The organism is Streptomyces sp. NPDC003300 (genome assembly GCF_040610915.1).
GTDB lineage: Bacteria > Actinomycetota > Actinomycetes > Streptomycetales > Streptomycetaceae > Actinacidiphila.
In genome coordinates this window covers 526,807-538,970 of record NZ_JBEXNE010000001.1, presented here as the reverse complement: position 1 = coordinate 538,970, position 12,164 = coordinate 526,807, and the positions used below count along the sequence as shown (strand labels likewise).

Genomic DNA, 12,164 nt, shown 5'->3' with positions numbered 1-12,164 from the left:
GGACAGGGGGAGGGGGTTCGAACAGGTGGGGCGGCTCAGCCCTGCGACGTCAGCGGGGTACGGCGGCGAGCGCGCGGTCCGCGATCTCCCGCGGGCCGCCCTCGATCGTCACGACCGCGCCCGCCTCGTCCGGCTCCAGCGGCTCCAGCGTCGCGAACTGCGAGCGCAGCAACTCGGACGGCATGAAGTGCTGCATCCGCGCGGCCAGTCGGGAGGCGATCAGCTCCGGGGACCCGTCCAGGTGCAGGAAGAACAGGTCGGGCGCGCTCTGACGCAGGTGGTCGCGGTAGCGACGGCGCAGGGCGGAACAGCTCACCACCCCGCCCTTGCCCTCGCGTTGCGCGATCCACGCGCCGATGGCGTCCAGCCAGGGCGCCCGGTCGGCGTCGTCCAGCGGGTGACCGGCCGACATCTTGGCGATGTTGGCCGCCGGGTGGAAGTCGTCGGCCTCGGCGTACGGGACGCCCAGCCGATCCGCCAGCAGGCCGCCGACGGTCGACTTGCCCGAACCGGAGACCCCCATCACGACGACGACGGGGGAGTGCGGTGGGCGCGGGGAGCTGGTCATGCGCTCGAACCTCCTTGTGCAAGCGGTCGGGGACACTCAACGCCATAGGTACTACTTATTCAAGAGTCTGTGATGTAAAAGTCACATGACTGTGCTGCCGCATAAGCTGTCCTCATGCCTCAGCAGGAAGCACCGCGGGACGACGCCGGGGGTCTGCACGCCCGTGTTCTGGCCGAACTCGGCCCCGCCATCGCCTCGGGCGACTACCCGCCGGGGACGGTTCTGCGCATCGACGAACTGGAAACGCGCTACGGCGTCTCGCGCACCGTCGTCCGTGAGGCGGTCCGGGTGCTGGAGGCGATGCACCTCGTGGAGTCCCGCCGCCGCGTCGGCGTCACCGTGCTGCGCAGCGAGGAGTGGAACGTCTTCGACCCGGCCGTCATCCGCTGGCGCCTGGCCGGCGCCGACCGCCCCCGCCAACTGCGCTCCCTCACCACCTTGCGCACCGCCGTCGAACCGGTCGCCGCGGGACTCGCCGCGACCGCCGCCGGTCCCGCCCAGTGCCGCGAACTCACCGTGCTGGCCGCCGAGATGGCCGCCGCCGCCCGCGCCGCCGACCTCGACGCGTACCTCGTGCACGACGTCGCCTTCCACCGCGTCGTCCTCGACGCCTCGGGCAACGAGATGTTCGCCCGCCTCGGGGACGTCGTCGCCGAAGTCCTCACCGGCCGCACCGAACACCATGTGATGTTCGCCGAGCCCGACCCCGCCGCCGTCACCCTCCACGTCCGCGTCGCCGAGGCGATCCGCTCCCGCGAGGCCGCCGCCGCCGAGGACCTGATGCGCGAGATCTGCGTGGGCGCCCTGCACGAGCTGGACATCCTGGCGCCCTGAAAATCCGTTTACCCGCACGGCCCGGCAGTGCTGCACTGTTACGCGTGACCGCTCGTCAACCCGCCCCGCCGCAGCCCTTCCGCTGGGCGCTGTCCTCGTACGAGGGCCGCCCGCCGGACCGCCTCGGCACGCTCGCGGACGGCTCGGAACCCGTACGGCTGTGGCACCTTCCGGCGCTCACACAGTGCACGGGCAAGGTGCTGGCCCGCTCCCGCGCCGCCGACCTCCGCTTCGTCGGCCGCTCGCTGGACAGCATGTACGACCTGCTCACCGGCGCGCTGGAACACGCGGACCGCCCTGGCGGACTCCTGCGGCTCCCCCTGTCGATCCGCCGCTCCGCCCGCCTCCCGCAGCCCCAGCGGGAGCGCTTGCGCGAGCACCTGGCCGCGGCGGGTCTCGAACCGCGCGCCCTGGCCCGCCGCAAGCGCCCGCTGGCCGTGGTCGACGTGGTCCACAGCGGCTCCACCTTCGACGCGCTCCACCGCGAACTGGCCGCGTGGATCGCCGAGAGCCGCGAACCCTGGTCGGTGATCCGCCGCAAGCTGCGCTACGTCGGGGTGACGCCCCGCGGCAAGAGCGGCCCGAACGCCGACCGCTGGCAGCAGTCGCCCGATTCCGCCCGCTGGGTGCGGACACTGCCCGCGGGACACGTGGTCAACGTGTCGCTGCCCTGGCCCGAATGGGGCTGGTACGGCAATGCGCAGCCCAAGCTCAACGGCACCTTTCCGCCGAGCCGCTGGTTCGACGAGGACGCGGACACACCCTGGTACCACCAGGCGCTCCCGCAGGCGCTGGCCGAGTCGCTGGCGCTGGTGGAGGCCGGCCGAAGCCGTACCGTGCGGGACGGACTCGTGCGGACTGTCGCGGGCGAGCCGGGCTTCGCCGACCGGGAGGTCCGGGCGCTGGTGAGCGCGCTGCGACGACGCTGAGGGACGCGGCCGGCGCGCCTCACCACAGCTGGGCGCTTCACCACACGAGGGCGCGCGTCACCACAGCTGGGCGCGCCTCACCACACCAGCGCCGCGCCGAACACCGCGAGCGCCACCGTGCAGCCCACCACCGCGACGGCGGCGCCCGGCGCCATCACCGCCGGGTGCGGCGCGCCGCCGAGCTGCTGAATCCTGCGGTGCGCCAGCCGGAGGAAGGCCAGGAACGCGAGCGCGGTCAGACCGATGGCCACCGCGGGGAGCGCCCCGCCCTCGTGATGCAGCACCTGCCGCCCGGCCAGCACGGCCGTCACCGCGCAGGACAGCGTCGTACGCCGCCACGCCAGCCGCGTTCGCTCCGGCTGGAGCCCCGGATCCCGGTCGTCACCGGGTCGGCCGCCGACTCCCGACGGGCCGCCGTCCTGGCGGTCGTGGCTCATCCGGCCCAGCCGAAGAGCACCACGCACACCATCGCGACGGCGATCACCGCGATGGCGACCGCGAGCAGCGCGGGGAAGCGGGAGACGGGCAGGTCGGCGCCGCGGCGCATGGCGCGTTCGCAGCGGGCCCAGTGGTTGACCGCGCGCAGCGTGCAGGCGACGCCACCGGCCAGCAGGACGAGCGCCAGCGAGACCCGTACCCAGTGCGCGAGGTGGTCGGTGAGGAACTGGTCGACGGCGAAACCGCCGCCGATCAGGGCGAGCGCGGTGCGGATCCAGGCGAGGAAGGTCCGCTCGTTGGCCAGCGAGAAGCGGTAGTCGGGGGTCGTGCCCTCGTCCCGCACGCGGGCGGGGGCGAACCACAGACGTACGGAATCCCGCGCGGCACGCAGCCGCGCGGGCAGCTCCTGGGCGAAAGCGCTCACGCGTCCACACTAACGACCAGGTCGGAAGCGGGCGCGGGCGGTCACTTCCGGCGGGAGACCGCCGCGATGATCACGGCGAGCACCGCGGCCAGCAGCACCACGCCGACCACGGCGATCACCACATGGCCTGCGGAGCCGCCGCCACCGTCCTGCGGCGGCGCGACGTCAGCGAGCAGCATCGGAGGACTCCTTCCTTCCGTCGGTCGCACGCGCGTCGGTCGCGCTCTCTTCGGGCACGCCCATTGCGGGCGGGCTCTTCTCGGGCGGCCTCTTTTCGGTCGCGCTCGTCCCGGTCGGCCTCGTCCCGGTCAGGTCCGCCCCGGCCGCCCGGCCCCGCTCCCCGAGCCCCAGCACCAGCATCAGCAGCACCGGGAACTCCAGATACGCGTGGTAGCTGGCCACCGCCGCGTACAGCGACCTGCCCCGCGTGTAGTCGCTGACGAACAGCACCGACAGGGCCGCCGCCCCGCCGAGCCCCAGCGCCCAGGCCCGGACACCGCGCAGCACGGGCGCGCGGCGCTCGAACGCCTCGGTCGCGTCCGGCGCGTACCGCGGCATGAACCACACCCACACCACGTAATGCATGGTCTGGAGGAAGGCGAAGACCGCGACGAAGCGCAGCCCGGCGTGCGTGTGCTGCCAGGCGGGCGGGGTGTACGACAGCGCCAGCCGGTCCGTCCAGCCCGAGCCCGCGCCGAGCAGACCGTCGAGGGCGCCGGACAGCAGCAGCGCGGGGATCACCAGCACCCACCCGCACTGCACCGCCCGGAAGGCGGCACGGCCGCGCGGCATGGCGCGCGACCACTCCCACAAGAAGAGCAGCGGCACCACATTGTGCAGATGGGCCAGCACCACGAAGTGGTAGGCGGGGAAGGCCAGCGACGCCATGGCGGCGCCCGCCAGCAGCGCGCAGGAGGCGGCCAGCGGTACGGGCCTGGTCCGCAGCGCGTGCACGCAGGCCGCGGCGAGCAGCACGTACGCGAGCAGGATCTCGGCGGTACGGGTGCCGGAGGACGGCGGCAGCAGGCGGCACACGACGATGCCGGTGATGAGCGCGCCCAGCAGCCGCAGGAACGGGCCGTGCAGGACGCCTTCGAACCGGCCGGTCACGTACCGCAGTTCGAGCACATTGTGCAGAATGCCGAAGACCGCGAGGCCCACCACGGCCGTGCCCGCGGGCAGCCGCAGCGAGACGGCGAGCGCCACCGCCGCCGCCAGGACGAAACCGGCGACCGGCAGCGTAGGCCCCGCGCGTCCCGTATCGGCCGTGCCCGTATCGCCCGTGCCCGCACCGCCCGCCAGGGGCGCCCCCACCGCGCTGGCCACTCGTCCCCTCCCCGTGGCACGATCCGCCCGTGCCGTATCCGCTGGCCCTCGTCCTCACCCTGCTCGTCGAGGTGCCCTGCTACGTCGCGGCGGTCACCGCGGCGTCCGCCGTCCGACCGACGCGGACCGCTCTCGCGGCCGTCATGGTCAACTGTGTGACGCACCCGCCGCTGTGGTGGTTCCTGCGGCAGACGCACGGCGCCGCGTACTGGCCCGCATTCGCCGTCGCGGAGAGCGCGGTCTGCCTCGTGGAGGGTCTGCTGCTCGGCCGACTGCTGCGGCTGCGGGGCCCGTTGCCGTACGCGGCCTCGGTCGCCGCCAACTGCGCCTCGGTCATCGCCGGTCTCCTGGTGGCCGGTTGAGCCGCCGGGCGGTCAACTCCCGTGCTTCGCACGCCATTCGAGCAGCCTGCGGTAGCCGTCGAGGCCGTCCGGCACCCACTCCCACTCGGTGAGCCTGGCGGCCAGCTCCTCCTCCGTGAGGAAGGTGTGCCAGGCCACCTCCTCGGCCTGCGGGGCGACCGGCTGTGTGCACCGCACCTGGTAGACCGACGACCACCACGTCCGCGGCCCGTCCTCGTAGAGGAATCGGAACAGCGGCTCGGGGCGCGGCAGTCCGCTCACCCCCAGTTCCTCCTCCGCCTCGCGCAGCGCCGCCTCCTCGTAGGACTCGCCCGCGCCGACGACACCGCCGACGAACATGTCGTAGAGGGAGGGGAAGACCAGCTTCTCCGCGGTGCGGCGGTGCACGAAGATCCGGTCCTCGGCGTCCCTGGCCAGGATGAAGACGCAGCGGTGCCGCAGGCCCCTGGCGTACGCCTCGCCGCGCGGCGACCTGCCGACGACCCGGTCGTGCTCGTCCACGATGTCGATGATCTCGTCGGCGGACAGCGGGGGTCGCGGTGTGGGCTCGTTCATGGAGCCGATTCAACCACCGGCCGCCGGACCCGCCCCGGGCGCGCCCCCTGGTGGTCTTGCGCGGCGCGGACACCGGCAAGATGATCGTCCCGGTTCGGTGAGACGGGGGAGTGACGGGAGTGTGGGATGACGGCACACCAGGCGCCCCAGGTACCGCAGGCGCCCCAGACGCGACAGGACCGGCGGGCACCGCGGGCGCAGCGGGAGCGCGGGGCGCCGCTGCGGATCGCGAACTGCTCCGGCTACTACGGTGACCGGCTGTCGGCCGCCCGCGAGATGGTCGAGGGCGGCCCCATCGACGTCCTCACCGGCGACTACCTGGCCGAACTGACCATGCTGCTGCTGTGGAAGGCGCGGCAGCGCGACCCGGACGGCGGCTACGCGGTCTCCTTCCTCGCCCAGATGCGCGAGGTGCTCGGCACCTGCCTGGAGCGCGGCATCAAGATCGTCGTCAACGCGGGCGGCCTCAACCCGGCGGGACTGGCCGCCAAACTCGCCGAGTTGGCCGCGGTCGGCGGCCTGCACCCGTCCGTGGCGTACGTCGAGGGCGACGACCTGCTGGACCGGCTGCCCGAACTCCAGTCCCGCGGCCACGACTTCGCGCACCTGGCCACCGGCCGCCCGCTGGCGGGCTCCGGCGTCGAGCCGGTCACCGCCAACGCGTACCTCGGCGGCTGGGGCATCGCGCAGGCGCTGCGCGGCGGCGCCGACGTGGTGATCTGCGGCCGGGTCACCGACGCCTCGCTGGTCGTCGGGCCCGCCGCCTGGGCCTTCGAGTGGGCGCTCGACGACTGGGACCGGCTGGCGGGCGCCGTCACCGCGGGCCACATCATCGAGTGCGGCACCCAGGCCACCGGCGGCAACTACTCCTTCTTCACCGAGATCCCCGACCCGGTGCACCCCGGCTTCCCGATCGCCGAGATCCACGCCGACGGCTCCAGCGTCATCACCAAGCACCCCGGCACCGGCGGCGCCGTCACCATCGGCACCGTCACCGCCCAACTCCTGTACGAGATCGGCGGACCCGGCTACCTCAACACCGACGTCGTGGCCCGCTTCGACACCGTCCGGCTCATCCAGCAGGGCCCCGACCGGGTCTCCGTCGGCCCGGTCGCGGGCGAGCCCGCGCCCGACACCCTCAAGGTCTGCCTCAACCACCGCGGCGGCTACCGCAATTCCGCGACCTTCGTGCTCACCGGCCTCGACCTCGACGCGAAGGCGGACTTCGCCGAGGCCACCCTGCGCGACGCGACCGGCGGGCCGGGCCGCTTCGCCGGGTACGACCTGCGGCGCGAACACGGCGGCGAAGCCGACCGGTTGACGCTCACCGTCAAGGACCCGGACCTCGACACCGTCGGCCGCGGCTTCTTCACCGACGTCGCGGGCTCCGCGCTGGCTGGCTACCCCGGGCTCTACCTGGAGCACGCCTCGCCGCGCCCCACCGAGTACGGCGTGTACTGGCCCGCGCTGGTGGCCGCCGACGAGGTCACCGCCGTGACCGTGCTCGCCGACGGCACCCGGCTGCCCGTACCGCGCCCGCCGCACGGCGCCACCGACCTCCGCGAGGGACGGCCGGGTCCGGTGCCCGACTCCGGCCCCGTACCGCCGCCGCTGGTGTCGCCGGTCACCGGACCCGCGCCGCGCCAGGCGCGGACCGGGCCGCCCGAGCCCTTCGGCCGGACGGTACGGCTGCCGCTCGGGACCGTCGTCGGGGCGCGCTCGGGGGACAAGGGCGGCGACGCGAACGTCGGGCTGTGGGCGCGGGACGACGAGGGGTACGCGTGGCTGCGCGCGTATCTGGACGTACCCCGGCTGCGGGCCCTGCTGCCGGAGACCGCGACGCTGCCGGTGAGCCGCTGGGAACTGCCGAATCTGCGCGCGGTGAACTTCGTCGTGCACGGGCTGCTCGGCGACGGCGTCGCCGCTTCCACCAGGGCCGATCCGCAGGCCAAGGCGCTGGGGGAGCGGCTTCGGGGATGCCTCGCGGACGTGCCGGAAAAGCTGGTGGATCTTTTGCAGAGCCAGTACACGCCGTTGCCCAAGAGGTGACATTCGTGGAGTCATGATGGGAATCGTCCGAGGGCGACGGGCCCGCGGGGGTAGTGAAGGGCGGTCCCCATGGACGGCGACATCCTGCGCAAGGCGATCTTTCTGCTGCGTGAGTGCCACGAGTCGGAGCAGCAGGTCGTGACCAGGCTCAAGGACTACTTCCCCGGCCTGACGCTCGGCGACCGGGAGATGTACGTCAGCGAGGCCCGCGACCTCGTGCACGGCATCCACCCCGCCCACTCCGCGCCGCCCGCCCGGTAACCGCCCGCCCGGCCCCTGGCCTCGGGATTCCCGCCGCCCGGGACCGACGGACCCCCTGACCCGCGCGACCGCCCGGTCCCCTCCTCGCTTCGGGCGGTCGCGCGCGGCATGATCGGCACCATGAGCAATCTCGACACGACGCCCGCCGCCACCCGCTGCGGCGGGCGCGCCGACGTCTCCGCCGCCCCGGTCCGCGACCTGCTCGCCGGCCGCACCGTCCAGCTCGGCGAGAGCACCGAGGTACGGCGGCTGCTCCCCAACCTCGGACGGCGCATGGTCGGCGCTTGGTGCTTTGTTGACCATTACGGGCCCGACGACATCGCCGACGAGCCCGGCATGCAGGTGCCGCCCCATCCGCACATGGGCTTGCAGACCGTCAGCTGGCTGCACGACGGCGAGGTCCTGCACCGCGACAGCCTCGGCAGCCTCCAGACGGTGCGCCCCCGCGAGCTGGGCCTGATGACCTCGGGCCGGGCCATCGCCCACTCCGAGGAATCACCGCGCGACCACGCCCGCTACCTGCACGGCGCCCAGCTCTGGGTCGCCCTGCCCGACGCCACCCGCGACACCGCGCCCTCCTTCGAGCACCACCCCGTACTCCCCGAGGTCACCGGCGGCGGCGGACTCCACGCCACCGTCATCCTCGGCGAACTCGACGGCGCCGCCTCGCCCGGCACGATCCACACCCCGCTCGTCGGCGCCGACCTCACCCTCGCCGCCGGTACCGACGCCCGGCTCCCGCTCGACCCCGACTTCGAGTACGCCGTCCTCACCATGTCCGGCGAATCCCACGTCGACGGTGTCCCCCTCACCCCCGGCTCCCTGCTCTACCTCGGCTGTGGCCGCCGCGAACTCCCCCTGCGCGCCGACACCCCCGCCTCCCTCATGCTGCTGGGCGGCGAGCCCTTCGCCGAACGCATCATCATGTGGTGGAACTTCGTCGCCCGCACCAGCGAGGAGATCACCGAGGCCCGTACCGCCTGGCAGTCCGCCACCCGCTTCGGCGACGTCCACGGCTACGACGGCGACCGCCTGTCCGCCCCCGCCCTCCCGCCGGGCCCGCTGAAGGCGCGCGGCCGGGAGCGCTGACCGGGCGGGGGGCGCGGCGGGGAACGACGCAGGGCCCCTGGGCGGCGGGTGCGCGCCGGGCAGGGGCCCTGGGGGGAGCGGGGGTCAGGACGCGGAGTGGTCCTGGGCCGCCTTCTGGACGTACTCGTCGGTGTACGTCTTCGACAGGTCGATCGTCTTGCCCTTCACGGTCGGGTCGACCGCGGTCAGGACGCGGAGCACCGTCTGCGGGGCGTCGGCCGGCATCTGGCCGGTCGGGTTGTACATGCCCATCTCGTTGGCCAGCGCCTGGACGTACTGGTCCTTGCCGCTGCCGGCGTAGAAGTCGGCCGGGACCTGCTCGGTGATCTCCGCGGCCGAGTGGGCCTCCATCCACTGGAGCGTCTGGTAGACGGCGTTGACCATCTTCTGGACGGTCTCCTTGTGGCTGTTGGCCCACGCCGTCTGGACGGTCAGCGCGGTGCCGGGGTACGGGCCGCCGAGCGCGGCCTTGGTGCCCGCCGCGGTGCGCATGTCCGCGATGATCGTCCCGAGCTGCTTCTTGAGCAGCGTCGAAATGGTCGGCTCGGTGGTGACACCCGCGTCGATCCGGTTGTGCTCGAAGGCCGCCACGAAAGTGGCACCGGCCGCCACCGCCACCAAGTGGGTGTCGGCCACCGCGATGTTGTTGTGGATCGCGAGGTACGAGGCGATGGTGGAACTGGCGGAACCGAGCGAGGTGACGCCGACGTTCTTGCCCTTGAGGTCCGCGGGCGACTTGATCGACGGCGCGTTCGTACGGGCCATCTCGACCATGCCGGGTGCCTGGAGGAGCTGGACGACCGCCTGGGTGTTCTTGCCCTTGAGCTGGAGCTTGAGGTTCGAGTCGTAGAAGCCGATCATGCCCTGGGCGTCACCCTTGAGCAGCGCGTCGGAGACCTGCGGCGTGCCCTGGAGGTTGGCGATCTTCACGTTCAGACCCTGCTTCGTGAAGTAGCCCATCCGCTGCGCCAGGATCAGCGGGAGGTAACTCTGGTTCGCCTGGTTCGACAGGGCGATCGTCACCGTCTCCAGCGACCCCGCGCTCGCCGCGTCGGTGGTCTTGTCGGACTTGCTGTCCGAGCAGGCCGTCACGCCTGTCGCCAGGACTACCGTCGCGGCTGCGAGAACGATCTTCTTGTGCCACATGTGCGTTGTCTTCTCCTCGGAAGCGGGTGGGTCGTGCGCCGTCTCGGGTCGTGCCGCGGGCCGCGAGTCGCCGCGGGGCGGTTGACCGTCGGGGGGATGGCGGAATGGGCGGGGATGGCGGGAGTGCCGGAGGCGGCCCCGGTCCCGGCGGTGCTGTCGCCGGTCACGGCGGTCACGCCTGCGCTCCGGACTTCTGCGGACGCGGCTGCCAGCTCAGCAGCCACCGCTCCAGCAGCGAGATCAGTCCCTCGGCCGCCAGCGCGAACGCGGCGGTGATGACGAGTCCCGCGTAGACCCCGTTGGGATCGAAGTTGGCCTGCGCCTGGAAGATGAGCAGCCCGAGGCCCTGCTGCGCCCCGAGCAGTTCGCCCACGATCGCGCCGGTGATGGCGAAGCCGAAGGCCACGTGCAGGCTGGTGGTGATCCAGCTCAGCGCGGACGGGACGACCACGTGCAAGGTCACCCGGGTGTTGCTCGCGCCGAGGATGCGGGCGTTGGCGAGGAGATTGCGGTCCACCTCGCGGGCGCCCTGGAAGGCGTTGAAGAACACGCCGAAGAAGACCAGTACGGCGGCCAGCATGACCTTGGAGCTGATGCCGAGACCGAACCAGATCGCGAACACCGAGCCCAGCAGGATGCGCGGGATCGAGTTCAGGGTCTTGATGTAGGGGGCGAAGACATCGGCCAGGAAGCGCAGCCGGCCCAGCACGATGCCGAGGACGACACCCAGGGTGACCCCGATGCCGAAGCCCATCAGGGTCTCCTGCAACGTCACCCACACCTGGTCCCACAGCGGTCCCTGCGACGTACCGTCGCGCACCCAGTCCCACAGCTTCGAGCAGATGCCCGACGGCTTGCCGGAATAGAACGGGTCGACGACCTCCGTCGAGGCGAGCACCTGCCACAGGCCGATGAACGCGGCGAGGACGGCGGCCCTGACAACGTTGACCCACACGCGGCGCCTGGCCCGTTGTCGCCTGGCCAGCGCGGCGCGGGCCGCTCCGGCGTCACTCTTCGGCGGTTCGGGTCGCGCGAGGATCTCGTCGGTCGCCGACCCGGTCGCGGTGTCGGTCTTCATAGGCTCATGCCTCTTCCGTACGGATGGTTCAGGCCGCCGATTCGGGCGTCACGGTCTCGGCCGACACGGTCTCGGGCCGCGCGGCCGTGCGGGAGTACGCGAGCTGCACCTCGTCCCGCAGCGCCTGCCAGACCCGTTCGTGGAGCTTGACGAATTCGGGAGTGTGCCGGATCTCGCGGGGATTGCGCGGCCGGGGGAGATCGATCTCGAACTCCTCCTTCACGGTGGCCGGTCCCGCCGTCAGCACCACGACCTTGTCGGCGAGCGAGATCGCCTCCTCCAGGTCGTGCGTGACGAACACGACCGAGGGCCGGGTCAGGTCCCAGAGCGAGAGCAGTTCGTCGGACATGATCTGACGGGTCTGCACATCGAGCCCGGAGAAGGGCTCGTCCATCAGCAGCACCCGCGGCTCGTTGATCATCGTCTGCGCGAGCGCCACCCTCTTGCGCATTCCGCCGGAGAGCTGGTGCGGGTGGTACCGCTCGAACCCGGCGAGGCCCACCCGGCGGATCCACTCGGCCGCGGCGGCGTGCGCCTCCTTGCGGGACGCGCCCCGGAAGCGCGGACCCGCCGCGACGTTGCCGATGACGGTCTTCCAGGGGAACACCGCGTCCGTCTGGAAGACGAACCCGACGTCCTTGCCAATGCCCTCCACCGGGCGCCCGTCGACGAGCACCTCACCGCTGTCCGGACGTTCCATGCCGGAGATCAACGAGAGAGTCGTCGATTTCCCGCATCCGGTGGGACCCACGACCGCGGTGAACTCTCCGGGCCTGACGGTGAAATCGATGTTGCGCAGGACGTCATGATTTCCGCCCTGCGGGGTACTGAAGGACTTGCACACGTCGCGCATCGCGATAGGCGATGTCGTCGGTTGCGGCGATTTGACTAGACCATTGCTGTGCCCGTGCTGGGATTCGCTTGCCACGCGAGTGAGGCTGCCAGAACCGACGGGCAGACACCAACCTCGTCGAACAAGGGTGCATTGACTTAAGCGTCCGGAGGCCGCTGACCTCACTCTCCGTCGACGTCGTTGTCCGGAGAAATTCCGTCTAGTGCCTCTTTCTCCCGACTATCCATAGTGGGTTAGACGCGGAGGGTTCTC

General features: G+C 72.2%; 15 protein-coding genes. 6 read left to right on the top strand and 9 right to left on the bottom strand.

The features are described 5' to 3' along the window. Positions 1-49 precede the first annotated feature (49 nt). Complete coding sequence (locus ABZX65_RS02045; RefSeq protein WP_355333353.1) at positions 50-568, bottom strand: gluconokinase; 519 nt, start codon at positions 566-568, stop codon at positions 50-52. Between the two features lie 114 nt (positions 569-682). Here ABZX65_RS02045 and ABZX65_RS02040 point away from each other — a divergent pair, with 114 nt between their 5' ends. Next, positions 683-1,402: an FCD domain-containing protein gene (locus ABZX65_RS02040; RefSeq protein WP_355333351.1), complete on the top strand. Its 720-nt coding sequence runs from the start codon at positions 683-685 to the stop codon at positions 1,400-1,402. Positions 1,403-1,446: 44 nt separating this feature from the next. Next, complete coding sequence (locus tag ABZX65_RS02035; RefSeq protein ID WP_355333348.1) at positions 1,447-2,331, top strand: hypothetical protein; 885 nt, start codon at positions 1,447-1,449, stop codon at positions 2,329-2,331. A gap of 77 nt (positions 2,332-2,408) precedes the next feature. Here ABZX65_RS02035 and ABZX65_RS02030 read toward each other — a convergent pair whose 3' ends face one another. The 4 genes from ABZX65_RS02030 to ABZX65_RS02015 all read right to left on the bottom strand — a co-directional run bounded on the left by ABZX65_RS02030 (position 2,409) and on the right by ABZX65_RS02015 (position 4,519). After that, positions 2,409-2,768 (bottom strand): DUF202 domain-containing protein, encoded by a 360-nt coding sequence (locus tag ABZX65_RS02030; RefSeq protein ID WP_355333345.1) that lies wholly within the window; start codon positions 2,766-2,768, stop codon positions 2,409-2,411. Beyond that, on the bottom strand, positions 2,765-3,160 hold the full coding sequence (locus tag ABZX65_RS02025; protein WP_188283850.1) for a DUF202 domain-containing protein: 396 nt from the start codon (positions 3,158-3,160) through the stop codon (positions 2,765-2,767). The genes ABZX65_RS02030 and ABZX65_RS02025 overlap by 4 nt, the downstream gene beginning before the upstream one ends. A gap of 74 nt (positions 3,161-3,234) precedes the next feature. Further along, on the bottom strand, positions 3,235-3,372 hold the full coding sequence (locus ABZX65_RS02020; RefSeq protein WP_355333343.1) for a hypothetical protein: 138 nt from the start codon (positions 3,370-3,372) through the stop codon (positions 3,235-3,237). After that, positions 3,359-4,519, bottom strand: a complete 1,161-nt coding sequence (locus tag ABZX65_RS02015) for a hypothetical protein (protein WP_355333341.1) — start codon at positions 4,517-4,519, stop codon at positions 3,359-3,361. Before ABZX65_RS02015 ends, ABZX65_RS02020 begins: the two co-directional genes overlap by 14 nt. 29 nt (positions 4,520-4,548) lie before the next feature. Between ABZX65_RS02015 and ABZX65_RS02010 the strand changes: the two genes are divergently transcribed. Then, complete coding sequence (locus ABZX65_RS02010) at positions 4,549-4,881, top strand: hypothetical protein (protein ID WP_355333339.1); 333 nt, start codon at positions 4,549-4,551, stop codon at positions 4,879-4,881. 12 nt (positions 4,882-4,893) lie between these two features. On the opposite strand, the gene ABZX65_RS02005 is transcribed toward ABZX65_RS02010, so the two are convergent. Continuing rightward, positions 4,894-5,436: an NUDIX domain-containing protein gene (locus ABZX65_RS02005; protein WP_355333337.1), complete on the bottom strand. Its 543-nt coding sequence runs from the start codon at positions 5,434-5,436 to the stop codon at positions 4,894-4,896. A 126-nt stretch (positions 5,437-5,562) separates the two neighbouring features. On the opposite strand from ABZX65_RS02005, the gene ABZX65_RS02000 reads away from it, so the two are divergent. The 3 genes from ABZX65_RS02000 (at position 5,563) to ABZX65_RS01990 (ending at position 8,835) form a co-directional block, all read left to right on the top strand. Continuing rightward, the gene (locus ABZX65_RS02000) at positions 5,563-7,485 is read left to right on the top strand and encodes an acyclic terpene utilization AtuA family protein (protein ID WP_355333335.1); all 1,923 of its coding nucleotides are present in this window, start codon (positions 5,563-5,565) and stop codon (positions 7,483-7,485) included. A gap of 69 nt (positions 7,486-7,554) precedes the next feature. Then, positions 7,555-7,746 carry a hypothetical protein gene (locus ABZX65_RS01995; RefSeq protein ID WP_188283824.1) on the top strand — a complete coding sequence of 64 codons (192 nt, stop codon included), beginning with the start codon at positions 7,555-7,557 and terminating at the stop codon, positions 7,744-7,746. A gap of 120 nt (positions 7,747-7,866) precedes the next feature. Beyond that, complete coding sequence (locus ABZX65_RS01990; protein WP_355333333.1) at positions 7,867-8,835, top strand: pirin family protein; 969 nt, start codon at positions 7,867-7,869, stop codon at positions 8,833-8,835. A gap of 84 nt (positions 8,836-8,919) precedes the next feature. Here ABZX65_RS01990 and ABZX65_RS01985 read toward each other — a convergent pair whose 3' ends face one another. From ABZX65_RS01985 to ABZX65_RS01975, 3 genes are all read right to left on the bottom strand, one after another. Continuing rightward, the gene (locus ABZX65_RS01985) at positions 8,920-9,981 is read right to left on the bottom strand and encodes an ABC transporter substrate-binding protein (protein WP_355333331.1); all 1,062 of its coding nucleotides are present in this window, start codon (positions 9,979-9,981) and stop codon (positions 8,920-8,922) included. A gap of 172 nt (positions 9,982-10,153) precedes the next feature. Continuing rightward, positions 10,154-11,059: an ABC transporter permease gene (locus ABZX65_RS01980; protein WP_355333329.1), complete on the bottom strand. Its 906-nt coding sequence runs from the start codon at positions 11,057-11,059 to the stop codon at positions 10,154-10,156. A 28-nt stretch (positions 11,060-11,087) separates the two neighbouring features. Then, on the bottom strand, positions 11,088-11,912 hold the full coding sequence (locus ABZX65_RS01975; RefSeq protein ID WP_355333327.1) for an ABC transporter ATP-binding protein: 825 nt from the start codon (positions 11,910-11,912) through the stop codon (positions 11,088-11,090). Between the last annotated feature and the right edge of the window lie 252 nt (positions 11,913-12,164).

Coding starts and splice junctions, on each gene's coding strand:
- ABZX65_RS02045 (WP_355333353.1), bottom strand. CDS start 568: ATGACCAGCTCCCCGCGCCCACCGCACTCCCCCGTCGTCGTCGTGATG.
- ABZX65_RS02040 (WP_355333351.1), top strand. CDS start 683: ATGCCTCAGCAGGAAGCACCGCGGGACGACGCCGGGGGTCTGCACGCC.
- ABZX65_RS02030 (WP_355333345.1), bottom strand. CDS start 2,768: ATGAGCCACGACCGCCAGGACGGCGGCCCGTCGGGAGTCGGCGGCCGA.
- ABZX65_RS02020 (WP_355333343.1), bottom strand. CDS start 3,372: ATGCTGCTCGCTGACGTCGCGCCGCCGCAGGACGGTGGCGGCGGCTCC.
- ABZX65_RS02005 (WP_355333337.1), bottom strand. CDS start 5,436: ATGAACGAGCCCACACCGCGACCCCCGCTGTCCGCCGACGAGATCATC.
- ABZX65_RS02000 (WP_355333335.1), top strand. CDS start 5,563: ATGACGGCACACCAGGCGCCCCAGGTACCGCAGGCGCCCCAGACGCGA.
- ABZX65_RS01995 (WP_188283824.1), top strand. CDS start 7,555: ATGGACGGCGACATCCTGCGCAAGGCGATCTTTCTGCTGCGTGAGTGC.
- ABZX65_RS01990 (WP_355333333.1), top strand. CDS start 7,867: ATGAGCAATCTCGACACGACGCCCGCCGCCACCCGCTGCGGCGGGCGC.
- ABZX65_RS01985 (WP_355333331.1), bottom strand. CDS start 9,981: ATGTGGCACAAGAAGATCGTTCTCGCAGCCGCGACGGTAGTCCTGGCG.
- ABZX65_RS01980 (WP_355333329.1), bottom strand. CDS start 11,059: ATGAAGACCGACACCGCGACCGGGTCGGCGACCGACGAGATCCTCGCG.
- ABZX65_RS01975 (WP_355333327.1), bottom strand. CDS start 11,912: ATGCGCGACGTGTGCAAGTCCTTCAGTACCCCGCAGGGCGGAAATCAT.